Here is a 25,991-nt window from a genome sequence, read left to right as displayed (position 1 = left end):
AATAAAAAAGCCGCAAATTGCGGCTTTTTTTGTGCTCTATTTTTAACAGTAATGCTTCAATAGCTAAAGCCAAATTTCACTCACTGGCGTGTCTGATCTATAGTGGTAACTCAGCTGCGCTTGCAGCAGCTCGGCAGTGGCTAGTGCATCAGTAAGCGCATTATGGTTTTGATACAGTGGCAATGAATAACGCTCCCGTGTATCACTTAACCTAAGTGATCCTAGCTTTGAATTAAACAGCCTGCCTAATAACCCCTGCCGCGCTTTAAGCGCCCGCCTTTCTATTTCCATCGTATCAACTAGTGCAAACTCAATGCCCTCTTTTATACGCATAAGTAGCGCGTTATAAAAAAAATGACGTTCTATTGCAGCATAATGTACCACCACCACTTTGCCTTTAAGGGCATCAAGCAGTGGCGCTAAAATTCGATTAAGATCAGGGGCTTCATCCACTTCTGAATGAGTAATTCCATGAATAACTATTGACTCTTCACTTAAATCTCGTCGTGGTTGCACCACCCAGTGACGGCTCTCTTTACAATAAATACGATTTACATTAAAAGGCACCAGCCCCACACTAACAATATCATCGCTATTGGCATCAAGGCCGGTTGTTTCAAAGTCGAGCGCCACAAAAGGGACATCTTTAAGTGGAGCAGCCTGATTGGTAAACGCTTGTTGATAAAAGTCTTTAAGTAACGGGTTTTGCGCAGTTTGCAATAACTGCTCGTAGCGCTGTGACCAATCTAACGGTGATTTAGCCATAACTTATTTCACACCCGGGTGCGCAGAATAGCTAAATTTTAAAAAGCTTTGCGCTTTTTCTAAAATAGCAAAGGCTTCTTTTAAATTACTTTGCTCAAAGGGTGAAAGTAAATGGGGGTCTAGATCGTTATCTGGGGCTTCACCCTGCTCTATTTGCCACGCCTGATGACGAATACGTACTGTGGCAATATACTCAAACGCATCACGTAAATCTTGTGCTTTACCTTTAGGCAGTAAATTTGCCTCTATAATATCTTCTAAGCGCTCAAAGGAGTTTTGTTTACGTGAGCCAACCGCTAAGGCGTGCACGCGCACTACATCAGATAGCGGCGCCGTACCACGGCGTTTTAAGTTCATTGACCGCTTATGCTGGCCATTATGCTCAAGCACAAAACCGTTAAAGAATCCTAGTGGCGGCGTTCTATTGCGGGCATTGGCAGCAAGGTTCGCTAAAAAGCGTTTGTTTACTTTGCTTTCTTTGGCCACCAGCGTTTTAAGCTCATCGGCCCATTTTAGCTTGCCCCACACACCATCTAAGTCAAAAAATATCGAACTATTAAGCAGTGCTTGCGGTTTCGGCTCGGCCATCCAACTAGCAAATTTTTCTTTCCATTGTGTACGGGTCATACGCCATTTTTTAAACGACGCCATAATTTCACCGTCACAATAGGTATAGCCACATTTAGCTAAACCATCACACACAAAATCTGATAGGTTTTGAAAATACTCATCGTGCAGTGCCTCATCAAAACTATTATCCAGAATGAGAGCATTATCTTGATCAGTCACAATTAGCTGCTCGTCGCGGGCCATTGAGCCTAAGGCTATAAAACAATAAGGAATAGGCGGCTCGCCAAATTTTTCTTCGGCCAGTGCTAACAAACGCTGTTTAAAGGTACGGCCTATGACCGCCATAGCGGTTCCTATCATATGCGAATTTGCATCTTCATTAACCATACGTACAAATACATTAGGTAATTGGCGCGCGTAATGAACTAAGTCATCAACTGATTGCTGCGCTAAAATACCGCGAACCAGAAGTAAGCTACTTTGTGATTCATAACGTAAAATGTCAGACAGCGATATTACCCCAATAGGCCGTTTTTTATGTACCACAGGTAAATGATGTAAGTTATCTCTTAGCATGGCTAATACGGCTTCAAACACATAGGCGTTGCTATCAAGTAGTACTAAGCTTGATGTCATTACTTCTTTGGCGGGTGTATCATATGTTAACCCTTGGGCAACCACCTTAGTGCGAATATCTCTATCGGTTATGATCCCAACAACTTGACCGTCGTCTTCTTCTGGGTCGTCGCTTATTTGTTTTTCTATGTCGGTAACTAACACTGAAGAGACCGATTCTTGCGTCATTAAAAATGCGACGTCTTGAATAGCAGTTTGCATTGTTACTGTGACCACATCACGGTGTAATAATGACTTCACTTTCGCGGTGGTTAAATCATTGCTGTCGGCTTGCTCTACAATGGCTTGGTGCAAACGTACGTTACCATCCACTTCAAAAAAATCGGCAAAGGTTTCGTATTTATCACAATATTCGTTGAAGGTATTAACGTTAATACAATAGGTTAAGGTGTCTTCTAGGGCTCGAGCCGGAAAGCGCACTTTGCGGTTCATCAATAGGCCCATTTGGCCAAAAATGCCGCCTGTGGCTAAACGATTATAGAGCTCGCCATTACGACGTGAAATTTCAACCGAGCCACTACGAATAATATATAAGTCACTAATATCTTGGCCTAAATGTAAAATATCAGTTTGCGCACGAAAATAAGCAACTTCAATTTGCATTGCTAGTTCGTTTAGTGCCTCGCTCTCAAGCGTATCAAAAGGGGGGTGTTCAACTAAAAATTGGGCTATTTCAACTTGCTCGGCCTGCATGGGTGATCCTTGTGGCTTTAATCTAGTTGAATTGTGGGCTTAATTGGCTATTTTTTCAAAGAAAAATAGCCAATTAGCGTAATTAGTTAGTCAAGTTGCTCCAGCTCTTGGGCTAATTGCTTTGACTCATCGCCACGAGGACTGGTAAAGCGGGCTAATCCTAAATAAATCACCGGTGTTAAGTAAAGCGTAAACAATACCGCTAACGCAAGTCCACCAAATACCACCCAGCCAATGGCATTACGTGCTTCTGCTCCGGCACCTGTTGACATAATGAGGGGTAACGCACCGAGTAAGGTCGATATTAAGGTCATGGTGATTGGTCTTAAACGTACCAATGCAGCTTGTTCAACCGCTTTTCGAACACTCAGCCCCTGATCTCTTAATTGATCAGCAAACTCGACTAATAAAATCGCATTTTTAGCGATTAACCCAATTAACATCACTAGGCCTATTTGCGAGTAAATATTCAGTGAGGTACCGGTTAAATACAGCGCTAGAATGGCCGATGTAATCCCAAATGGTACAGTGATCATTACCACGATTGCACTGTTAACATTTTCAAATTGCGCCGCAAGTACTAAAAACACAATTAAAAATGCCAATACGTAGGTCATTAATACTTCGTTGGAGGTTTCTTCAAATGTCAGTGCTTCCCCTTTAAATGCAAGAGTAATACCTGCTGGTAATGATTGCTCAGACACTTGCTTTATTTGTTCCACTAAGGTGGCAATTGTTAAGCCCTCAGGCAGCTCCATACTGAGCTCTATGGCACGGCGCTGAGCATGACGCTCAAGTTCGGCAGCAACCCCTTCCTCTGAAATGTTAGCGACACTACTGAGCGGCACCAATTGATTATTACGAGCTCTAATAAACAAGTTTGCTAAATCACTCGGGTCGTTAATAGTTTGATTTTGTGCCTGTAACATAATAGGAATAGATTGATCGCCAATGTTTAAATCAGCGATATCGTCACCATTAATAGCGGCTCTTAACGTAATTGCGATATCACTTAAAGACACGCCAAGTTCTTCTGCGCGTCGTCTGTCAATATTAACACGCAATTGCGGCTGCGATGGCTGATACGATACTCTTACCGGCGCAACTTCTGGCACGGCTTTTTCAAGATCAGCTGAGAACTGCTGTGCAGCCTTAAATATTTCAAGGTAATCTTGTCCCAGTAAAGCGATTTCTATGCCGCCACCTTGGCCACGTAAATTTAAGCTATTTGCGCCACCAGGGTAAGCAGGTGCACCAGGGATGTTGCCTAAAGGCTCGCGAATTTTATTAATAATTTCTTGTTGGCTAAAGTTACGTTCATCCCAATGCTTTAATGGCACAGTAATAAACACAATATTGGGATCCCATTGCCCAACCACAGTGTAAATAGACTCAATTTCACCACTTTCAACGAAAGGCAATAAGGTATCTTCCATTTTAATGGCTTGTCTATCCATAAAATTTAAGCCTACGCCATCGGGGCCGCGGGCAAATATTCTAATTTTACCGCGGTCTTCAGTAGGGAGCAGTTCGTTATCTAAACTCATATACAAAGCACCCGAACCGCCTGCAACTAATAAACAAACAATAAAGGTAACCCACGCATGATCCAGTACTTTATGAATTGTTTTGGTATAAATATTGGCAAGCACGTTACCAAATTTCGCAAAGGGGTGAAAACCACCTTGCTTAAGCTTTAGTTTTGAGGTGAGCGCCGGTACTAACGATAAAGCAACAAAGCTAGATATAATTACCGCACCAGCTAGTACGCCACCAAACTCCCTAAATAAACGCCCTGCTGTAGAGGGTAAAAATGCGATGGGTACAAACACAGCCGCTAATACTGCAGTGGTGGCAATAACGGCAAAAAATACTTCACGGGTACCAACAACCGCTGCGGCACGCCTTCCAAGGCCTAACCCTCGCTGGCGTTGAATATTTTCACTCACTACAATTGCATCATCAACAATTAATCCTGTCGCTAATACCAGTGCTAATAAGGTTAAAATATTAATTGAAAACCCAAGTGCCCATATCAGAGCTAATGAACCTATAAGCGCAACAGGAATGGCAAATGCTGGGACTAATGTTGCACGCCATGAACCAATAAACACCCATAAGGTGATGATCACTAGCAGTACCGTTAGAACCAATGAGTTAATCACTTCATCTACTGAGCTTCTAATAAACTGCGCGTCATCTGATGTTAGCGTAAACTCCATCTCAGGAAAGCGCTCACGCATTCCCTCTATAAGGTTGAGTACTTCATCAGAAATTTCGATGGTGTTGGACTGTGCTTGGCGAATAATTTCCATACCAATAACAGGTTTACCATTAAGCCTTACCATAGAGCGCGGATCGGCCGGACCAAAGTACACGGCAGCAATATCGCTAATACGAGTATCGCCCTGAATTATAATGTCGCCCACCTGTGCGGGGGTAACAGACGTTGCATCAGCGCGCACTATTATTTGCTGATCGTTTGATTTTAAACTCCCTGCAGGCACATCAAAGGGGGCTTGCCTGAGTACATCGGCGACATCTGGAATCGTTAAATTAAAACTGCTGAGCTTTAATGGATCAATGCGAACCCTGAGCACACGTTCTCTATCGCCGTTTAATCGTACGTCGGCAACGCCAGGAATAGTTAAAAACTGCGGCGCTAAGTCAACATCAACCCGCTCTGTTAATGCCTCTAACGATAAACTTTCGCTTGATACTGTTAATGAAACCACCGCTTCAGCGTCGTTATCAGCCTTAATGATAGAAACGCGCTCTACCTCTTCAGGGAGCTCTCTTTGCACTCGAGCAACGGACTCACGCGTTTCATTCGCAGCGTCGTCAAGGTTAACACCCGGTCTAAATTCAACCACAATACGTGAATTACCTTCTTCACTTTGCGCACGAATCGATTTAACACCGCTCACACGGGCCACGGCACCTTCAAGTTTACTGGTAACTTCGGTATCAACGGTTTCAGGTGAACCACCAGGGAACGAGGCTGATACGGTAATACGGGGTCTGTCTACATCTGGAAGCTCTCGAACTTCTACGCCTGCTATGGCGGCAATTCCGGCAATAATAATCAGTAAATTCAGAACCACAATAAGCACTGGACGGCGAATAGCCATTGATGGCAAGTCTTGCATCATAGGTTGCTGTTTCATGGCTACTCCTGCGTATTAGCGATTGGCGCTGAGAAGCTTAGCTCTTGGTTCGCACGTAAGCGTTGTACGCCCTCTACCACTAAGTTATCTTGTTCTTTTAAAGCCCCCGAAACTAATAAACGACCAGCAAGTCGTTGTTCAATTTTCACATCAATTCGAGTGGCTTTTTTATCAACACTTGTCCAAACGTAAGGGCCTGTGGCTCCCCACAGTAATGCCGCTTCAGGTACAGCAGCAAAACGTTGCCCTTCTACTTCAATATGAACACGAAAACTCATGCCAGGTAAGAACTTTTGCTGCCGGTTTTCAAGCTGCGCTTTTACACGTAAGGTGCGGGTTTGTGGGTCTATTCGTGAATCTAGATAAGCAATTTTTGCGTTTACAGCATTTTGTGACTGCCAAGGGAATACTTTTACATTGCCTTTATTGCGCAGCATATAAACGGCCGATTCTGGGGCGTTAAAATTTATATATAAAGCACGCGTATCATCAATACTTGCAATCGCCGTTTGGGGAGTAATTCTGTCACCCACTTCAACGTCGGTAAGTCCCATAGTGCCGTTAAAAGGCGCACGAACTTGGCGGTCTTCAAATTCTGTTTCTGCTTGGGTAAGGGTCACTTTTGCTAATTCAACAACTGTTTTTGCATCATCCACATCACTTTGTGGCACAGCCCCTTTTGCTTGGCTTTGCTTTAAACGTGCGAGGGTTCTTTGGGTGTCAGCAAGTTTTATTTTTGCCTCTTCAAGTGCTGCTTTTTGTCTGCGTGAATCAAGTTCAAGTAACACATCACCGGCCTTTACGCTATCACCCGGTTTAAAATGCACCGCCGTTACTTTATCGCCCACAGCCGGATATAAAATAACCGAATGAATTGCTTCGGCATTACCGACAGCCTGAACTTGCTCTTTAGCACGTTCCATCGCTACCTGCTCCACCACGACATTGGCACTCTTTACAGATAAACTTAACGACATTAAAGAAAAAAACACGCTGGTAAAAAGAATTCGCGATTTCAAAGGATCACCCTAATTAATTATTATTTGCATTATGTTACGCAGTTTAACAGCTCTATGATCAATAAATAGCTAAGTACGATAAATTAGCAAAACAATAAGCTGAAATTAAGCATGCTAGCCACTCTACATATTTTTACAGCTGCATACAAAATCCACACATATTTAAATTACATTTATGACTATGATTTAGCTCATCAATATTTTTAATAAAGGCACATTTATGAAAAAGAGTTTAATTATGGTGATCTTGCTATCAGGCTGTGCATCACCAGGGATTGATCGGGCAGATCAAAATCAAGTTGTTAAACGTTATTATGCGTCTGTTGAATCAATACAAAAAGTAACACTCTCCTCAGAAGTGGGAACTGGAATAGCTGCTGGTGCGGGGTTTGGCTTTGTAGATAGCTTAGATGGCAATAAAGAAGAAATGATTGGCGGCGCCATTGTTGGTGGATTAGTCGGTGGATTATTTACTGCTTTATTTGAAGGGGGCAACACCGCGTATCAGTATAATCTATATGCTGCTGATGAAGGTAAATTTACCGTTATTCAAAAGAAAAAGCTCGATAAAAACACAAAATGTGTGCTCGTCAATGCTGCCAACAAGGTCACGCTCTCTACTACAGATACAAGCAATTGTGAAAAGAGTTTAAAATAAAAAACCTCAGTTGAAACTGAGGTTTTTATTAATAACGTACAAACAAAAAGTACCGCTTATTTATTTCGCTGTGCGTCTTTTTGCGCTTTTTTAGCTTCTTTACGTTGTTGTAAAACAGCTTGTGCTTCGTTACCAATGTGGCCTTCACCGCGCGCTTGAGCAAGCTCTATTTGCTTTTGGCGCTCTGCAAAGCGAGCGCGTTGTTCATCGGTTACATTGTCAATACAGTGGTGACACGACACCCCTTCCATGTATTCTGGCTTTTGCTTTTCTTCTTCTGTGATAGGCATGCGACATGCATGACATTGATCGTATGAGCCTTTTTGTAAGTCATGATTTACCGCTACACGGTTATCAAATACAAAACACTCGCCTTCCCACATGGTTTCTTCTTTTGGCACTTCTTCTAGGTATTTTAATATGCCGCCTTCAAGGTGATATACCTCATCAAAACCTTGCTCTTTCATATAGGCTGTTGATTTTTCACAGCGAATACCACCAGTACAAAACATGGCTACTTTTTTATGTTTTGATGGGTCTAGGTTTTCTTTGGCCCACTGAGGAAATTCACGGAACGTTTTAGTGTTTGGGTCTACTGCGTTTTGAAACGTACCAATTTCAATTTCGTAATCATTACGGGTATCAACAAGGATCACCTCTGGATCAGAAATAAGGGCATTCCATTCATGTGGCTTAACATAACTGCCCACTACTTTTAATGGGTCTACGCCTTCAACACCCATAGTCACAATTTCTTTTTTCAGCTTAACTTTTGTGCGGTAAAACGGGCATTCGTCATCAAATGATTCTTTGGTAACAATGTTGTCTAAATTTGGTTGGGTGTCTAACCACGCAAGTAAGTTATCTATGCCTTCACGTTTTGCAGAGACAGTACCGTTAATTCCCTCTGCGGCAATTAATAAAGTGCCTCGTACTTCGTTTTGCTCCATTACATTAAGTAAAGGTTGGCGAAGTGCTTCAAAATCAGGTAGAGATACAAATTTATACAGAGCGCATACAACAAAGTGTTCGCTGGTTACATTATCTTTATGGACAGCAGTCATGGTATTCCTATTTTGCTTTTAAAACCCGCAAGGGGCGTTTACCGAATCGTAAATCCGGCGCATATGGGGCGCGTATTTTACGCTTTTTTTATTTAAATGCAAAAAAATGGATGATAATGCGCTTTTTACTGTTAGCGCAGTAGCTCAGTGGGCTATAATGCGCGGATAAATTTATACAGACTTGCTCATATTGGAGAAACATACATTGCACTTTACTGATCTTGGGATTGATACTCGCCTAGAAACACAATTAGCGCACCAAGGGATCACCCAGCCTACCGATATTCAAGCTCATGCTGTGCCAACGGCACTGGCGGGACATGACATTTTCGCTCAGTCAAAAACTGGGTCAGGCAAAACTTTAGCGTTTTTATTACCGGCTGTGCAGCGTGTAATGAAACAAAAAGCACTCAGTAAACGTGATCCTCGTGTACTTATTGTTGCTCCAACTCGTGAGCTTGCGACCCAAGTTTTTACTCAACTTCGATTACTTATTGCCGGTACCAACATAAAGGCCGTTAAAATCCTCGGTGGCGAAAATTTTAACGACCAAATTAAAGCACTGCGTAACGACCCTCACTTTGTGGTCGCCACACCTGGGCGTTTAGCCGATCATTTAAAGCAACGTTCATTACAATTAAGTGGCCTAGAGTTACTTATATTTGATGAAGCTGACCGTATTTTAGATTTAGGTTTTACCGATCAACTTAAATTAATTAATGAACTGGCCGATCATCGTCTTCGTCAAACTTTGTTGTTTTCGGCGACATTAGATCATGCTCAAGTTGATGCGTTATCGCGTAATTTATTAAAAAAACCAAAACAAATTATGCTCAGTGCAGCCAATGAGCAACACAGTGATATTAAACAAACATTGTACTTAGCTGACCACCTTGATCATAAAGAAGCTCTACTTGAGCACTTTTTAAATCAAGATAACGTTGGCCAGTGCATTATATTTACTGCTACACGAGCTGATACCAGCCGTTTAAGTGAATCATTAAATAGTAAAGGCTTTAAATCTGTCGCATTAGCTGGGGATTTAACTCAAAGTAAGCGCCTTGATATTATGGATGCGTTTAGCCGTGAAAACTTTAAAATATTAATTACTACAGATGTTGCTTCGCGCGGTTTAGATTTACTCAGTGTTACCCATGTTATTAACTTTGATTTACCAAAACACGCAGAAGAATATGTTCATCGTATTGGTCGTACTGGTCGTGCTGGTTTTAAAGGTAACGCATTATCACTTGTGGGCCCTAAAGATTGGGCAAGTTACTTGGCAATAAAATCATTTTTAAATGATGAATTATCGTTTGCTGCTGTTGAGGGTTTAAAAGCGAAATTTAAAGGTATTAAAGAAAAAAAGGTAACGCCAATTAAACCAACTAAAAAAGCAGTGACCACGAATAAGCCACAGCCAAAACGAAAAGCAAAACCGAAAAAGCCAGCAGCCCCAATTAAAGCACCTCTTAATATTGATGGTGATACCCCGATGCGTCGTAAAAAAAAGCCTGAGCAGGAATAATTATGAGTTACCTAGGAACCACCCAAACCCTTTTTGTTAAAGAAGTCAGCAACGAAGGTGCCTATTTAGATGGGCATGACTTAGGTGAAGTTTTTTTACCTAAACATGAAATAAAACATGAGCTTGAAGCCGGCGATAGCATCAGTGTATTCACATTTTTAGATAATGCAAACCTGCCAACAGCCACAACTAAAAAGCCGCATGCTCAAGTGGGTGAATATGCCCTACTGCGTGTAAAAGAAATAAACAGCATAGGCGCGTTTTTAGATTGGGGCTTAGAAAAAGACGTACTTGCACCGTTTAATGAACAAAAACCACGTATGCAAGAAGGCTATTCATATTTAGTGCGTTTATATCTTGATAACGCCAGTCAGCGTATTTGTGCCTCAACTAACTTTAACCGTTTTTTATCAAAAGATGAGCCTCAGTATAGTCACTTACAAGAAGTTGACTTAATTGTAGCAGGCAAAACTGATATTGGTTACAAGGTGCTTATTGAAGAATCTCATTTTGGCGTCGTGTTTTACAACATGGTGTTTAAAAACCTGTTTGTTGGTCAAAAGCTAAAAGGATTTATTCAAAAAGTACGTGAAGACGGAAAAATTGACGTCATACTTGAAAAACCAGGCATGGGTAAAGTAAGCGAGCTTGGTGAAAAAATAATGGAAAAACTAAAAGATGAAGGTGGCATATTAGCCATAGGCGATAAGTCTGAACCTGAATTAATTAAAAAAGTGTTTTCGACCAGCAAAGCAAATTACAAAAAAGCCATTGGCGGTTTATTTAAACAAGGCTTAATTGATATTGAAGCTAAGTCTATTCGTTTAAAATAATTAAATAAAAAGCCACTTAAGTTTTAAACCTAAGTGGCTTTTTAGTATCTGAAATTTATAACCTAATATTTTTATAAGGTAAGGTACAGCGAGAATATTCATTTGAGTATTCAATTAATTCTTTTTTAGAATCTAGATTTAACGGCGCTAGCCTAAAAACTTTTTCTGTACACTCATTTTGCATTTCATCATGTGTCGCAACACAGTCTCTGCTGCTAACATCTATTCCTGCTAACACACCTTCATTGGTGTAACACAGATGCTGGGCATAATTTTGAGCAATTTTTTTAAACTTGAATAAATCAACGGGGTAACCAGATACCAAGTCAGTAACGTTTGAAACATCATCATACATTTTAGTTGAAAAAACATATTTATTAACAGCAAAGCCACTAATGATAATTACAACTAAAAATATTATTATACGCAAAGCAAATCCCTCACTGCACACCCATAATTTAAATGTAGCACAAAGAAAAGCAGTTGTAAGGAACTGCTCTCAATTATGCTAATTTTTAATTTAAGCTATTGATTCATTTACATCATTTAGTACTTTTACAGGATTTTGTGCCTGAGTGATCGGACGCCCAATCACTAAATAGTCACTACCCGCTTCAATCGCTTCTTTAGGTGTCATAATACGTTTTTGATCGCCTGCATCACTGCCCGCTGGGCGAATACCTGGCGTAACTAATTTAAACTCTTTCCCTAAAGCAGCCTTTAAACTTTGCGCTTCTTGCGCGGAACAAACAACACCGTCTAGTCCTGCTTGCTTTGTTAATTTAGCTAAATGCATAACTTGCTCTTGTGGTGATTTAGTTATACCTAAACGCTCAAGTTCAGCTTCGTCCATGCTGGTTAATACAGTTACCGCAATCAGTAATGGCGCTTTGTCGCCAAACTGCTCAAGTGCTTGTTTAGCTTTATGCATCATTTCATAACCGCCCGATGCATGTACATTGACCATCCATACACCCATTTTAGCCGCAGCAGTCACCGCTTTAGCAACGGTGTTTGGAATATCGTGAAACTTTAAATCTAAAAATACATCAAAACCTAAATCGACCAATTCTTTAACAAATGCAGGACCAAAATAAGTAAACATTTCTTTGCCCACTTTTAATCGACAGGTATCTGGTGATAACTGTTTTACAAATGCTAAAGCAGTTTGCTGATCATCATAATCAAGCGCGATAAGAATTTTTTTTGATTTTTCGAAAGACATAACTATCCTACTAGTGAGCGAAAAGTATAAAAATTAAAATCCGTCTAAGCCTCTGCTAGGCACAATGGTTTCCCAGTGTTTACATGAAGGGCAATTCCAATAAATGGTGTAGCTAGTAAAGCCACAATGCTGACATTGAAAGTCAGGTTTAGTGGCAATGTACGAAGTAACAAGTTTATCGATTTGATTAAGCACATCTTTTGTATTTTTATTTTCTGTACTCATTAACTGTAATAAAAAACTAAAGCCACGAATAGTGGGTTGACGTTTTAAATTATCAGTTAAAAATTCAAAGGCTTGTTCAGTGTGTCCTTGCTCAAGCAAGGCTTGGCAATGCTGTATTTTTATCATCACTCCACCCTTTTCTAGTAACTCAGTAATGAGTTCATGAAATTGGTGAGTTAATTTTAATTGCTTATAGCTGTGAGCTAACTTTTCAATAAACAATGGCGCAAAAAAAGTAAATTGGCAGATTAATTCTCGCCAATAGTAAATTGCTTTGACGTAATCTTCTTTGGTATAAGCTGACAGTCCAAGCTCATATAAAGGCCTAATTGTTTTAAAGTTTAAGCTAATGGCTTTACGCATAAGTTGTGGGTTATTACTGGCAATGGCATGCTCACAGTAAAAATTAGCGATGGCTTTAAAGTGTTGTTCTTTTGAAAAAAGCTCAGTATGCGCTTCAAACATATTAATGCCTTTTTCCCATTCACGGGTTTGTGAATATAAAGAAATGATAGGATCGAGTGCATCTGCATGGCTATTTTTTACCAGCCATATTAAATGTTCTTCTGCGCTGTCTAATAAGCCAGCCATAATATAATCTTCGGCTAGTTCTAAACGGCTATTTGCGGCTTGTTTTTCGTTAAGACTTGGGTGTTTTAGCAGTAGTTCGTGAATTTTTATTGCGCGGTCGAGCTCACCACGACGGCGAAACATGGTGGCCAGTGTTGAATAATGTTCAACAGAGTCAGCAGCTACTTCGAGCAAATTAATTAAATGCTCAAGCCCCTGATCTTCTTCTCTATCCAGTAAAAACTTTAAGCCTTTACTGTACTCAGAAGTAATTTGACGATTAAACTGATGAGCCTGATTTTTTGCACTGTTTTTCCCCATGATCCAACCATAACCGGCAGCAACGGGAAGCAGTAAAAACAACAGCTCAATCATAATTAGGTGTCTTTGTTGGCAATACGCTTTTTATTATCTTTTTCAGGCGTTAATTGCTTTTTTAAACGGTAATTTTGCCACTTTAATTGCGTGAACAATTTAAAACTCACAAAACAACCCACTACAACACCTAGCAAAAAGCAGATACTTATTATAACGGCTAAAGGTAATGTATTACTGGCTATTATGTAGTTAATTTGTGTTAATTGTGGATTTTGAGAACCCAATACAAACGCACCAATTAAAAAAAGTGCCGCCAGAATAATTTTTAATACCTTGAACAAGTAACTACTCCAATAAGTTTACTAAGCAATGCTCTCGTTTACACGGTCACGTAGTTCTTTGCCTGGTTTAAAATGAGGTACATGCTTACCATCTAACTCTACAGTTTCACCTGTTTTAGGGTTACGGCCTGTACGAGGCGCACGGTAATGCAAAGAGAAACTTCCAAAACCTCGGATCTCAATACGATCTGAAGAAGATAATGAGCCGGCCATTTGTTCAAGAATTTCTTTAACAGCGTTCTCAACATCTTTCACAGGAATATGTGAATGTTGTTCAGCAAGTGTTTCTATCAGTTCTGACTTAGTCATAGCGTTTCCTTAAAAAGAAATAGTGGAAGGGCATAAACTGCCCTTCCAATTAAAAGACTATAATTAATTAGTCTTTTTGTGCATTTGCGAAAGCAGCTGCCATTGCGTTTTCAAACACTGGCTCTTCTTTCTTAAGCTTCTCTAGTACTTCTTTCTCTTCTGCTTCGAAAAGAGCTTTAACAGATAAGCTTAAAGTGCGGTTCTTACGATCAACACCAACGTATTTAACTTCAATCTCGTCGCCTACAGAAACAACAGTAGTTGCATCTTCAACGCGCTCTTGAGCGATATCAGCTACACGGATGTAACCTTCAACGCCTTCGATAAGTTCAACAGTTGCGCCTTTCGCATCAACTTCAGTCACTTTACCTTTAACAATAGCACCTTTTTTGTTTGCATCAAGGTAGTTATTGAATGGGTCAGCTTCGATTTGCTTAACACCTAGAGAGATACGTTCACGCTCTGGGTCAACTTGCAATACGATAGCAGTGATTTCGTCGCCTTTCTTGAATTCACGTACAGCTTCTTCGCCAGGTGTATTCCAAGAAATGTCTGAAAGGTGTACAAGACCATCAATACCACCGTCAAGACCGATAAAGATACCGAAGTCAGTGATTGATTTGATCTTACCAGTAACTTGGTCGCCTTTGTTTTGTAGACGAGCAAATTCCTGCCAAGGATTAGCAATACATTGCTTAAGACCAAGAGAAATACGACGACGTTCTTCGTCGATTTCAAGAACCATAACTTCAACAGTGTCACCTAGTGATACAACTTTTGAAGGGTGGATGTTCTTGTTAGTCCAATCCATTTCAGAAACGTGTACTAGACCTTCAACGCCTTCTTCGATTTCTACGAAGCAACCGTAATCAGTAAGGTTAGTTACACGACCAGAAAGTTTAGAACCTTCTGGGTAACGACCAGCGATAGCTGCCCATGGATCTTCGCCAAGCTGTTTAAGGCCTAGAGATACACGAGTTTTATCTTTGTCGAATTTAAGAACTTTAACTGCGATTTCGTCGCCAACATTAACGATTTCTGAAGGGTGTTTAACACGCTTCCACGCCATATCAGTAATGTGTAGTAGACCATCAACACCACCAAGGTCAACGAATGCACCGTAGTCAGTAAGGTTCTTAACGATACCTTTAACTTCTTGACCTTCAACAAGGTTAGCAAGAAGCTCTTCACGTTCTTGTGAGTTTTCTGATTCGATAACTGCACGACGTGAAACAACAACGTTGTTACGTTTTTGATCAAGCTTGATTACTTTAAATTCAAGCTCTTTGCCTTCAAGGTGAGTTGTGTCACGTACTGGACGAACATCAACAAGTGAACCAGGTAGGAAAGCACGGATTGAATCAACTTCAACAGTGAAACCGCCTTTAACTTTACCGTTGATAACACCAGTAACAGTCTCTTGCTCTTCACATGCTTTCTCAAGACGGATCCACGCTTCGTGACGCTTCGCTTTCTCACGAGAAAGGATAGTTTCACCAAAACCGTCTTCGATTGCATCTAGTGCAACATCTACTTCGTCGCCAACAGCAACTTCTAGTTCACCAGCAGCATTTTTGAACTGCTCTGCAGGGATAGCACTTTCTGATTTAAGACCAGCATCTACAAGTACAATGTTGTTCTCGATTGAGATTACTGTACCTTTAACGATAGAGCCTTGCTCTGCTTCAAAACCCTTTAAGCTTTCTTCAAATAACTGCGCAAAATTTTCTGACATACGAATATACGTCTCATATATTAATACCAATAAGCAACCATGCTGCATGGGGTTGTTAAAATAGCACTGGCATCCTGCTGGTGCATAAAATGTATTTAGCTTCGTTTAGGAAGCTTACCTTCTGAGATGCTCGCATCTAATAAAGTTATAACTTTATCAAAGACTTGCTGTGCGTTGAGTTCGCTAGTATCAAGCTCAATCGCATCCTCTGCAGGCACAAGCGGCGCAACGGCGCGATTCATATCGCGATCATCACGTGCTTGAATGTCCTGTAATAGACCACTTAGTGTAACATCAAGCCCGCGCTCATTCAACTCAACAAAACGTCTTCGAGCACGTTCTTCTGCACTTGCGGTTAGAAATATCTTTAATGGCGCATCTGGAAATACCACAGTGCCCATATCGCGGCCATCGGCAATTAAACCGTTTTCTGTTCTAAACGCACGCTGGCGACGAAGCAACGCTTCTCGAACACGCGGTAATGCGGCCACTTTAGACGCTGCAGCACCCACTTCTTCATTTCGAATAGTGGTTGTAACATCTTCGCCTTCTAAAATAATCTTTCCTGCATTAGTGTCACTGTCTATCAAAAACTGCACATCAAGATTTGCAGCTAGTGGGACAAGTGCTTCTTCGTTATCTAACGCAATTTGGTGATGAAGTGCTGCAAGTGATAGTACGCGATAAATTGCTCCGCTATCTAACACATCCCAGCCTAATTTTTCAGCCAATAGGCGACAAACAGTTCCTTTACCAGAACCACTTGGGCCATCTACGGTGATTACGGGCATTAATAACGCCGGCATTTAAAACCTCCTTCAATGCACACCAAAATAAACCGCCACATTATACGCCAATTAATAAAGATTATCCGCTTTTAGTATGTAACTTTTTATAAATACTTATAAATAGCCTATTTACTGACAGATGCTAACACTTTGAAAAATGTTGGGAATGTCTTATAAGTACAGGCCGGATCGTTAATCGTTATGGGCTTGCCCCCTACTGCCACCATTGCAAAGCACATGGCAATACGGTGATCGTCGTAGGTATCTACAGCCACATTATTAAATTGCTTTGGCGGTGTGATCTCAATAAAGTCGTGCCCTTCAACCACTTCAGCCCCTACTTTTCTAAGCTCGGTGGCCATTGCATGTAAACGGTCAGTTTCTTTTACCCGCCAGTTATAAATATTACGAATAGCGGTTGGCCCTTTAGCAAACAAGGCAACAGTCGCCAAGGTCATTGCAGCATCAGGTATCGCATTAGCATCTATATCTATACCGTTAAGCTCGCCTTTACGAACAACTAAACGCTCGTCATACCAATCAATTTTGGCACCAACCTGCTCCATCACTTTAGCAAAGCCAATATCACCTTGAACTGATTTAGCGCCAACGCCTTTAATTTCTATTTCGCCACCGGCAATTGCTGCAGCAGCAATAAAATAAGAAGCCGATGAAGCATCACCTTCAACCATTATGCGCTCAACCGCTTGGTATTGCTGAGCACCTTTAACGAAGAACGTGGTGTAATTATCATGCTCAACAGTTACACCAAAGCGCGCCATCACATCCAGCGTAATATCAATATAAGGCTTAGAGACTAAGGTACCTTTAATTTTAATGTGTGTATCGCCTTTAAATAACGGCGCAGCCATAAGCAGCGCCGTTAAAAATTGACTTGAAATACTGCCGTCAATTTCGACTTCACCACCGGCTATTTGCCCACCGATAATTTTAAGTGGTGGGTAATCTTTATTTTTTAAATAACTTACATTACCACCCAAGGCTTGTAAGGCATCAACTAAATGACCAATTGGTCGCTCTTCCATGCGCGGCTCACCAATTAACTCATACTCTCCAGCAATCGCACTCAGTACTGCCGTTAATGGTCGATACGCTGTACCTGCATTACCTAAAAACAACGGCTCAGTTGGCGTATTAAACACGCCACTCACGCCCTCTACGGTTGCTACGGTGCGTTCAGTATTAAGCGTTACATTAACGCCCAAGTGCTTTAACGCACCCAGCATATGGCGAATATCGTCGCTGTCGAGTAAGTTTTCAACAACCGTGGTGCCGTTAGATAATGCTGCTAATAATAAAATTCGGTTTGATAAACTCTTTGAGCCCGGTAATGTCACACTGCCATTCACTTGTGAAATAGGGGCTAAGAAAAGTTGCTCCATTAACTATTCTCCTTGGCGAAATTAGCCATAAAGTCAACTAGGGCTTGTACGCCTTCCAATGGCATCGCGTTATAAATACTGGCGCGCATCCCGCCAACAATACGATGACCTTCAAGCGCTAACAAGCCCGCTTCTTTTGACTCTTTAACAAACTTATCATTTAAGCTTTCATCAACCAGCCAAAAAGGCACATTCATACGTGAACGGCAATGCTTCGCTACTTTATTGGTATAAAAATCTGAACCATCAATAAAATCATAAAGCAGCTGCGCTTTGGCAATATTATGAGCTTCCATGGCTTTTACACCCCCGGTTTGCTCAAGCCATGCAAATACTTCTGCCGCTAAATACCAAGCAAAAGTCGGTGGGGTGTTAAACATGCTGCCTTGTTTTGCCTCAAGGGCGTAATCTAAAATACCCGGCTTGGCGAGCCCTTCACGCTCAAGTAGCGTTTTGCGAACAATCACAATAGCAATGCCCGATGGACCGATATTTTTTTGTGCACCCGCGTAGATTAAATCAAATTTATTAACGTCAATTTCGCGCGATAAAATAGTCGATGACATATCGGCCACAATCGGCGCCGTTGGATGACTGGGTACGTCAAATATTTCAAGGCCGTCTACGGTTTCATTCGGGCAATAGTGAATGTAAGACGCATCAGCAGGTAAAACCCAATCGGCTACCTGCTTAATAGAAAACAGGCCGTTATCATCATTGCGCACATCAACAGCGTGTGTATTTGTAAACTTATCTGCTTCGCTGGTTGCACTTTTTGACCAAACGCCATTTTCACAATAAACTGCTTTTTTACCGTTAACATGAAGGTTTAAAGGTACGGCACTGAATTGACCTCGACCACCACCGTGCATAAATAGCACTTCAAACTCGTCACTTATATTCATTAAACGACGCAGGCTGGCTTCACATTTAGCGGTTAATGCTAAAAATTCATGACTACGATGACTTATTTCCATCACCGATACACCAAGACCTTGCCAGTTTAAAAACTCTTTTTGTGCCTTTTGCATGACTGCCGGTGGTAACATTGCAGGGCCTGCACAAAAATTATATATACTCATTACCTTTTCCTCATTCCAGTAATTTAACTTGAATTAAACTAATTTAATTTTTTTCAACTACATAAAAAAAGCGGCCAAGGCCGCTTTTTTCAATCTAATTATTCTGAAGGAGGATTGTCATCCGCCACTTCATCAATAACTGTATCTACTGTTTCAACGTCTTCGATATCAACCAAGTCACTTTCAGTCACTTCAATTTCTTCTATACGTTGTAAACCAACTACTTGCTCTTCGTCAATAGTTCTGATCAAAATAACACCTTGGGTGTTACGTCCAACCGTAGAAACTTCATTAACACGAGTACGTACTAAGGTACCACGATTCGAAATAATCATTATTTCGTCGTTGTCATCAACCTGTACAGCACCAACAACAGCACCGTTACGCTCACTCACTTTGATTGATACAACACCTTGAGTTGCACGACTCTTAGATGGGTAATCTTCAAGTTGGGTACGCTTGCCGTAGCCATTTTCTGTCACTGTTAATATTGCACCATCATTCTTTGGTACAATAAGTGATACAACACGCTGATCGTCTGGCATCTTAATACCACGAACACCCGTTGCAGTACGGCCCATAGGACGTACACCTTTGAAACGGATTTCAGGCTTACCTTCTTCATCAAGAACAGGGTTACCATTTTCATCAACAACAGCCGTTTCTTCAGCCTCTTTAAAGCGAACAACTTTACCCGCATCAGTGAACAACATAATTTCGTTGCTGCCATCGGTAATATCAACACCGATTAAGCTATCACCTTCGTTTAAGTTAACCGCAATGATTCCGCTTGCACGTTGACGACTGTATGCCGTTAATGGCGTCTTCTTAACCGTACCGAACGCCGTCGCCATAAAGATGTATTTATCATCTTCATAATCGCGTACTGGCAGGATTGCAGTAATACGTTCATCTGCTTCAAGTGGTAATAAGTTAACAATTGGCTTACCGCGCGCTGCACGACTGGCAAGTGGCAACTGGTATACTTTAAGCCAATATAAACGACCCGCTGTAGAGAAACAAAGAATAGTATCGTGCGTATTGGCAACCAATAAACGTTCAATGAAATCTTCATCTTTCATCTTAGTTGCTGATTTACCTTTACCACCACGACGCTGCGCTTCGTAATCAGTTAATGCTTGATACTTAACGTACCCTTCATGTGAAAGCGTAACAACTACGTTTTCTTCGTTGATTAAATCTTCAAGGCTTATATCGTGTGCTGCAGCATTTATTTCAGTGCGGCGCTCATCACCATATTGCTCTTTAATTTCAACGAGCTCATCACGAATAACTTCCATTAAACGCTCTGGATTTGCCAAAATGAATAATAACTCGGCAATCAACTCAAGTAATGATTGATATTCGGTAAGAATTTTTTCGTGTTCAAGACCAGTAAGTTTGTGTAAACGTAAGTCTAATATTGCTTGAGCTTGTTGCTCAGAAATATAGTACTGACCATCACGAATACCAAGCTCGCTTGCTAACCAATCTGGGCGTGCCACGTTGTCTTCGCCTGCTTTATCAAGCATGGCTTTAACATTACCTAATTCCCATGGACGCGCTGTTAATGCAACTTTTGCTTCAGCAGGTGTTGGCGACTTACGAATAAGTTCGATAATTGGGTCAATGTTAGCCAGTGCAATCGCTAAACCTTCTAGCGTATGCGCACGGTCGCGGGCTTTGCGTAAATCAAATACCGTACGACGGGTAACAACTTCACGACGGTGAATAATAAATTCTTCAAGCATTTCTTTTAAGTTGAAACACTTAGGTTGGTTATTAATTAACGCAACCATATTCATACCAAACACAGTTTGTAACTGAGTTTGTGAATAAAGATTGTTTAGAATAACTTCACCTACGTCACCACGTTTGATCTCGATAACGATACGCATACCGTCTTTATCTGATTCATCACGTAATGCGCTGATCCCTTCAATTTTTTTATCTTTAACTAGCTCGGCGATTTTTTCAATCAAACGTGCTTTGTTAACTTGGTAAGGGATTTCATGAACAATAATGGTTTCGCGACCCGTCTTTTCATCGGTTTCGATGTCAGCACGCGCACGCATGTACACTTTACCACGACCGGTTTGATAAGCTTGTTCAATGCCTTTTTTACCGTTAATAATCGCCGCAGTTGGGAAATCAGGCCCAGGAATGTAATCCATTAACTCAGTAATGGTCAATTCAGGGTTTTGAATAAGCGCTAAACAGCCATTCACGACTTCTGTTAAGTTATGTGGCGGAATATTTGTTGCCATACCAACCGCAATACCTGATGAACCATTAACTAATAGGTTAGGTATTTTAGTGGGTAACACATCAGGAATTTGCTCTGTGCCATCGTAGTTAGGCACAAAATCAACCGTTTCTTTTTCAAGATCGGCTAATAATTCGTGCGACATTTTTGCCATACGTACTTCTGTATAACGCATTGCCGCTGCTGAATCACCATCAACCGAACCAAAGTTACCCTGACCATCTACTAGCATGTAACGCAGTGAGAATGGCTGAGCCATACGTACGATGGTGTCATAAACTGCACTGTCGCCGTGTGGGTGGTATTTACCGATTACGTCACCGACCACACGGGCCGATTTTTTGTAAGGCTTGTTCCAGTCATTACTAAGCTCGTTCATTGCAAACAAAACGCGGCGGTGAACAGGTTTTAAACCGTCACGTACGTCTGGTAATGCACGTCCTACAATTACACTCATGGCGTAATCTAAGTAGGAGTTTTTTAACTCGTCTTCAATATTGACTGGCAGAATTTCATTGGCGAGATCAGTCATTTGATATCACATTCCTTCAGTATCAGCTCTTAACAACCCAGTATTAGGTATTAAGAGTGTTTGTTATTATTTCTAAGTAACCATGCTATCACAATTAATTTTAATTTACAGGCGCAAAACTTTGCGATTTATCAATTTAGGCCTATATAATGGCCTCAGATTGACGAGGAAGTATTTTATGACCGAACATCAAAATGTAGATAACGCAGAAATAGCAAAGTTTGAAGCCATCGCAGAACGTTGGTGGGATTTAGAAGGCGAATTTAAGCCGCTTCACGAAATTAATCCATTACGATTAGATTTCATCGCAGACAAAACCAAAGGATTATTTGATAAAGAAACCCTAGATGTAGGATGTGGTGGTGGCATTTTAAGTCACAGCATGGCGCGAATGGGCGCAAACGTAACAGGTATCGATATGGGGCAAGAGCCTTTAACTGTCGCCAAGTTACACAGCTTAGAAACAAGTGTCCCCGTTGAGTATATAAAAGTACCTGCAGAGCAGTTTGCAGATGAGCACCCTGAGCGCTTTGATGTGATCACTTGTATGGAAATGTTAGAGCACGTCCCCGACCCTGCATCTATTATTCATGCGGTGGCTAAATTGGCAAAACCAGGCGCTGATGTTTTTTTCTCTACTCTTAATAAAACCCCAAAAGCTTATTTATACGCTATTGTCGGGGCAGAAAAACTACTAAAAATGGTCCCAGAGGGTACCCATGACCATAAAAAGTTTATTAAACCTGCACAATTAATTGCATGGGCAGAGCAAGCTGGCTTAAAAGTACGTGCCAGTGCTGGGTTAAGTTACAATCCACTTTCAAAGCAATATACAATTAGTGATGATGTGAGCGTAAATTATATGCTGCATTTTGAGAAGTTAGCGTAATGGCAAGCTCTCAAACCCCCATTGCCCCAATGGAATATCAAGCATTGCTGTTTGACTTAGATGGCACTTTACTCGATACCGCTGATGATTTAGGCGCCGCACTAAACACCGTGCTGCAAAATCATCAACAACCCCAAGTGGGCAGTGATATATATCGCCCCGCGGCTTCAAACGGTGCTGCCGCTTTATTGGCTGCTGGTTTTAAAGAAAGCTGGGCACAACAGCCGCAAGAGCAACTTTTACATGAGCTAGTTACGCAATACGCTGCCAACATTGCCACCCATACCCAATGTTTTGTAGGAATAGAGCAATTACTAATCGCACTTGATAACAAAGCAATCCCTTGGGGAATTATGACCAATAAGCCCGGATTTTTAACTGATCCTTTAGTCAAAGCGATTCCTGCATTAAAAAATGCACGTATTGTGGTTAGCGGTGATACCTTAGCTGAATCTAAGCCCTCACCCCTTCCTTTACTGTATTGCGCTGAGCAAATGAGTGTAGATCCTTCGCGTTGCTTATATATAGGTGATGCGCAGCGTGACATTCAGGCAGGTAAAGCAGCCAATATGCACACCGCAACCGCACTATGGGGATATGTACCGAGTGTTGACGAGGCATTGGCTTGGAATGCGGATTTTAATTGGCACAGTCCTATAGATGCATTTAACCACATATAGTGCCATGTTAATTAATAAACACTACATATTGTGATTGTGTTAGTTTTTACGCAAAGCTTGATGATAAAAAAAGCAGACAAAATTTATTTTAAAAAAGCGTAAATTTAATCTTTCCTTAGTTGATTTTTACAAATTTCAACTTAACCGAATGATCAAAGGTTAATGCCTACTAACACAATTGCGTTATCCCAACGTTATCCACAATGAGAGCGGTTTCTGTCCCTTGCAAAAGATCCCAGACCACACTATCTTGTGATCTCTAATTTGAACAACACCAGATATTGTGGCTAAATGTTATTCAATTAAATTCACCAAACCGGTGAAAATAACAATAAACGAATAGGCACTGCGCTTTTTTAGGTGCACGCATTGGTCAAAAATATTTAATTCCCAAGGAATACAGGCAAAGCTATGAACCAACAGTTATCTGTAAGCAAACGTGACGGTCGTAAAGAGCCACTCGATCTTGATAAGATCCATCGCGTTATTGAATGGGCCGCCGAAGGTTTAAATAACGTTTCGGTTTCACAAGTTGAACTAAAATCGCATATTCAATTTTATGACGGTATTCGTACTAAAGACATCCACGAAACGATTATTAAAGCTGCTGCGGATCAGATCTCAAAAGAATCGCCTGATTATCAGTACCTTGCTGCTCGTTTAGCTGTATTCCATTTACGTAAAAAAGCCTATGGCCAGTTTGAACCACCGCGTCTTTTTGACCATGTTACTAACATGGTTGAACAAAAACGCTACGATGCACATTTACTCGTTGATTACACAGAGCAAGAATTAGATGAGCTAGATGCGTACTTAGACCATTCTCGCGATCTTAACTTTAGCTACGCAGCAGTAAAACAGCTTGAAGGTAAATACCTAGTTCAAAACCGTGTAACGGGTGAAATTTACGAAAGCGCGCAGTTTTTATATATCTTAGTGGCTGCAAGCTTATTCTCTGATTACCCTCGTGATACACGTATTGATTACATCAAACGTTTTTATGATGCGGTTTCATTATTTAAAATTTCTTTACCTACGCCAATTATGTCGGGCGTACGTACACCAACACGCCAGTTTAGCTCATGTGTACTTATTGAGTGTGGCGATAGCCTAGACTCAATTAATGCTACATCATCAGCAATTGTTAAATACGTTTCTCAACGTGCTGGTATTGGTATTAATGCAGGTCGTATTCGTGCACTAGGTAGCCCTATTCGTAACGGTGAAGCGTACCACACAGGTTGTATTCCGTTTTATAAGCACTTTCAAACAGCGGTTAAAAGCTGTTCGCAAGGCGGTGTACGTGGTGGCGCAGCAACCCTTTTCTACCCGCTTTGGCATTTAGAAGTTGAAAACTTATTAGTACTTAAAAACAACCGTGGCGTTGATGATAACCGCGTACGTCACTTAGATTACGGCGTACAGTTTAATAAACTCATGTACTCACGTTTAATTAAAGATGATTACATTACGTTATTCAGCCCCTCTGATGTGCCTGGCCTTTACGATGCATTTTTTGAAGATCAAGACGAGTTTGACGCGCTATATGTAAAATATGAGCAAGACGAGTCAATTCGTAAAAAACGAATTAAAGCAATTGAGCTGTTCTCTATGTTTGCTCAAGAACGTGCTAGCACGGGTCGTATTTACTTACAAAACGTTGACCACTGTAATACACACAGTCCGTTTATCTCAAAAGTGGCGCCTATTCGTCAATCTAACTTATGTTTAGAAATTGCGTTACCAACTAAGCCTCTTAGCAACGTGAATGATGAAGAAGGTGAAATTGCACTTTGTACATTATCTGCGTTTAACTTAGGTGCCATTGAGTCTTTAGATGAACTAGAAGAGTTAGCTGAGCTTGCGGTACGCGCACTTGATAACCTACTTGATTTCCAAGACTACCCAGTACCTGCAGCTAAAAATGCAACTATGGGACGTCGTACGCTAGGCATAGGCGTTATTAACTACGCATACTACCTAGCTAAAAACGGTAAGCGTTATTCAGATGGCAGCGCAAATGCGCTTACGCACAGAACATTTGAAGCGATTCAGTACTACCTAATGAAAGCATCTAATGAGCTGGCAAAAGAGCGTGGTGCCTGTCCTAAATTTAACGAAACAACGTACTCACAAGGTATTATGCCAACGGATACGTACAAACGTGATTTAGATAAAATTTGTGATGAACCACTTCATCTTGATTGGGACGCGTTACGTTCCAGCATTAAAGAGCACGGTATGCGTAACTCAACACTGAGCGCATTAATGCCATCAGAAACATCATCGCAAATATCTAATGCAACCAATGGCATTGAGCCACCGCGTGGCCATATTAGTGTTAAAGCAAGTAAAGACGGTATTTTAAAACAAGTTGTCCCTGAGTACGAACGCCTTAAAGATAGCTATGAGTTACTGTGGGATATCCCATCTAACGATGGTTACTTACAATTAGTAGGCATAATGCAGAAATTTATCGACCAAACGATTTCAGCAAATACTAATTATGATCCAAATAAATACGAAGGCGGTAGAGTACCTATGAAAGTCTTATTAAAAGACTTACTTGGTGCCTACAAGCTAGGTGTTAAAACGCTGTACTACCATAACACCCGTGATGGCGCATCAGACGCACAAGAAGACGCTCCAGAAGTGGAAGATGATGATTGTGCAGGCGGCGCGTGTAAAATTTAAT

21 protein-coding genes are annotated in these 25,991 nt (G+C 41.1%); 6 read left to right on the top strand and 15 right to left on the bottom strand.

Features of this window, described 5'->3' with window-relative positions; genetic code table 11:
- Positions 1-63: 63 nt before the first annotated feature.
- From KK487_RS07600 to KK487_RS07585, 4 genes are all read right to left on the bottom strand, one after another.
- Positions 64-765 carry a 3'-5' exonuclease gene (locus KK487_RS07600; RefSeq protein ID WP_013464886.1) on the bottom strand — a complete coding sequence of 234 codons (702 nt, stop codon included), beginning with the start codon at positions 763-765 and terminating at the stop codon, positions 64-66.
- 3 nt (positions 766-768) lie between these two features.
- Entirely contained in the window at positions 769-2,664 is a 1,896-nt protein-coding gene (locus KK487_RS07595; protein ID WP_016899937.1) for a putative nucleotidyltransferase substrate binding domain-containing protein, read from the bottom strand.
- Between the two features lie 86 nt (positions 2,665-2,750).
- Positions 2,751-5,831: an efflux RND transporter permease subunit gene (locus KK487_RS07590; protein ID WP_215522115.1), complete on the bottom strand. Its 3,081-nt coding sequence runs from the start codon at positions 5,829-5,831 to the stop codon at positions 2,751-2,753.
- 2 nt (positions 5,832-5,833) lie between these two features.
- Positions 5,834-6,850, bottom strand: a complete 1,017-nt coding sequence (locus tag KK487_RS07585; RefSeq protein WP_215522114.1) for an efflux RND transporter periplasmic adaptor subunit — start codon at positions 6,848-6,850, stop codon at positions 5,834-5,836.
- Between the two features lie 220 nt (positions 6,851-7,070).
- Here KK487_RS07585 and KK487_RS07580 point away from each other — a divergent pair, with 220 nt between their 5' ends.
- Positions 7,071-7,508 carry a hypothetical protein gene (locus tag KK487_RS07580; protein ID WP_028835274.1) on the top strand — a complete coding sequence of 146 codons (438 nt, stop codon included), beginning with the start codon at positions 7,071-7,073 and terminating at the stop codon, positions 7,506-7,508.
- Positions 7,509-7,564: 56 nt separating this feature from the next.
- On the opposite strand, the gene trhO is transcribed toward KK487_RS07580, so the two are convergent.
- Complete coding sequence (gene trhO, locus KK487_RS07575; protein ID WP_028835275.1) at positions 7,565-8,572, bottom strand: oxygen-dependent tRNA uridine(34) hydroxylase TrhO; 1,008 nt, start codon at positions 8,570-8,572, stop codon at positions 7,565-7,567.
- A gap of 205 nt (positions 8,573-8,777) precedes the next feature.
- Here trhO and KK487_RS07570 point away from each other — a divergent pair, with 205 nt between their 5' ends.
- Positions 8,778-10,100: a DEAD/DEAH box helicase gene (locus KK487_RS07570; protein WP_036956458.1), complete on the top strand. Its 1,323-nt coding sequence runs from the start codon at positions 8,778-8,780 to the stop codon at positions 10,098-10,100.
- 2 nt (positions 10,101-10,102) lie between these two features.
- Complete coding sequence (locus KK487_RS07565) at positions 10,103-10,933, top strand: CvfB family protein (RefSeq protein WP_010389931.1); 831 nt, start codon at positions 10,103-10,105, stop codon at positions 10,931-10,933.
- A gap of 55 nt (positions 10,934-10,988) precedes the next feature.
- Here KK487_RS07565 and KK487_RS07560 read toward each other — a convergent pair whose 3' ends face one another.
- The 10 genes from KK487_RS07560 to gyrA form a co-directional block, all read right to left on the bottom strand.
- Positions 10,989-11,363 (bottom strand): hypothetical protein, encoded by a 375-nt coding sequence (locus KK487_RS07560; RefSeq protein WP_016899933.1) that lies wholly within the window; start codon positions 11,361-11,363, stop codon positions 10,989-10,991.
- Between the two features lie 90 nt (positions 11,364-11,453).
- Positions 11,454-12,158, bottom strand: coding sequence for an orotidine-5'-phosphate decarboxylase (pyrF, locus tag KK487_RS07555; RefSeq protein WP_016899932.1), 705 nt, complete (start codon positions 12,156-12,158; stop codon positions 11,454-11,456).
- 33 nt (positions 12,159-12,191) lie between these two features.
- Positions 12,192-13,328 carry a lipopolysaccharide assembly protein LapB gene (gene lapB, locus KK487_RS07550; protein ID WP_024600986.1) on the bottom strand — a complete coding sequence of 379 codons (1,137 nt, stop codon included), beginning with the start codon at positions 13,326-13,328 and terminating at the stop codon, positions 12,192-12,194.
- Positions 13,329-13,330: 2 nt separating this feature from the next.
- The gene (locus KK487_RS07545) at positions 13,331-13,612 is read right to left on the bottom strand and encodes a lipopolysaccharide assembly protein LapA domain-containing protein (protein ID WP_008114742.1); all 282 of its coding nucleotides are present in this window, start codon (positions 13,610-13,612) and stop codon (positions 13,331-13,333) included.
- A gap of 21 nt (positions 13,613-13,633) precedes the next feature.
- Positions 13,634-13,921, bottom strand: coding sequence for an integration host factor subunit beta (gene ihfB / locus KK487_RS07540; protein WP_008114744.1), 288 nt, complete (start codon positions 13,919-13,921; stop codon positions 13,634-13,636).
- 67 nt (positions 13,922-13,988) lie between these two features.
- A complete protein-coding gene (rpsA, locus tag KK487_RS07535; protein WP_002961176.1) occupies positions 13,989-15,656 on the bottom strand; it encodes a 30S ribosomal protein S1 in 1,668 nt (555 codons plus the stop codon).
- 95 nt (positions 15,657-15,751) lie between these two features.
- Positions 15,752-16,462 (bottom strand): (d)CMP kinase, encoded by a 711-nt coding sequence (cmk, locus tag KK487_RS07530; RefSeq protein WP_016899929.1) that lies wholly within the window; start codon positions 16,460-16,462, stop codon positions 15,752-15,754.
- 107 nt (positions 16,463-16,569) lie between these two features.
- Positions 16,570-17,847, bottom strand: a complete 1,278-nt coding sequence (gene aroA, locus KK487_RS07525) for a 3-phosphoshikimate 1-carboxyvinyltransferase (RefSeq protein ID WP_036956456.1) — start codon at positions 17,845-17,847, stop codon at positions 16,570-16,572.
- Positions 17,847-18,929, bottom strand: coding sequence for a 3-phosphoserine/phosphohydroxythreonine transaminase (gene serC, locus KK487_RS07520; protein WP_016899927.1), 1,083 nt, complete (start codon positions 18,927-18,929; stop codon positions 17,847-17,849). Before serC ends, aroA begins: the two co-directional genes overlap by 1 nt.
- Before the next feature lie 98 nt (positions 18,930-19,027).
- Positions 19,028-21,727, bottom strand: coding sequence for a DNA topoisomerase (ATP-hydrolyzing) subunit A (gene gyrA / locus KK487_RS07515; protein WP_008465686.1), 2,700 nt, complete (start codon positions 21,725-21,727; stop codon positions 19,028-19,030).
- 178 nt (positions 21,728-21,905) lie between these two features.
- Here gyrA and ubiG point away from each other — a divergent pair, with 178 nt between their 5' ends.
- The 3 genes from ubiG (at position 21,906) to nrdA (ending at position 25,990) form a co-directional block, all read left to right on the top strand.
- On the top strand, positions 21,906-22,616 hold the full coding sequence (ubiG, locus tag KK487_RS07510) for a bifunctional 2-polyprenyl-6-hydroxyphenol methylase/3-demethylubiquinol 3-O-methyltransferase UbiG (RefSeq protein WP_016899926.1): 711 nt from the start codon (positions 21,906-21,908) through the stop codon (positions 22,614-22,616).
- On the top strand, positions 22,616-23,296 hold the full coding sequence (locus KK487_RS07505; protein ID WP_024600989.1) for an HAD family hydrolase: 681 nt from the start codon (positions 22,616-22,618) through the stop codon (positions 23,294-23,296). The genes ubiG and KK487_RS07505 overlap by 1 nt, the downstream gene beginning before the upstream one ends.
- A 411-nt stretch (positions 23,297-23,707) precedes the next feature.
- A complete protein-coding gene (gene nrdA / locus KK487_RS07500; RefSeq protein ID WP_016899924.1) occupies positions 23,708-25,990 on the top strand; it encodes a class 1a ribonucleoside-diphosphate reductase subunit alpha in 2,283 nt (760 codons plus the stop codon).
- The last annotated feature ends 1 nt before the right edge of the window (position 25,991 follow it).

This window comes from Pseudoalteromonas sp. SiA1, from assembly GCF_018732205.1.
GTDB classification, from domain to species: domain Bacteria; phylum Pseudomonadota; class Gammaproteobacteria; order Enterobacterales; family Alteromonadaceae; genus Pseudoalteromonas; species Pseudoalteromonas tetraodonis.
The sequence above is the reverse complement of the archived record's forward strand: the minus strand, read 5'-3'. Positions and strand labels throughout refer to the sequence as shown.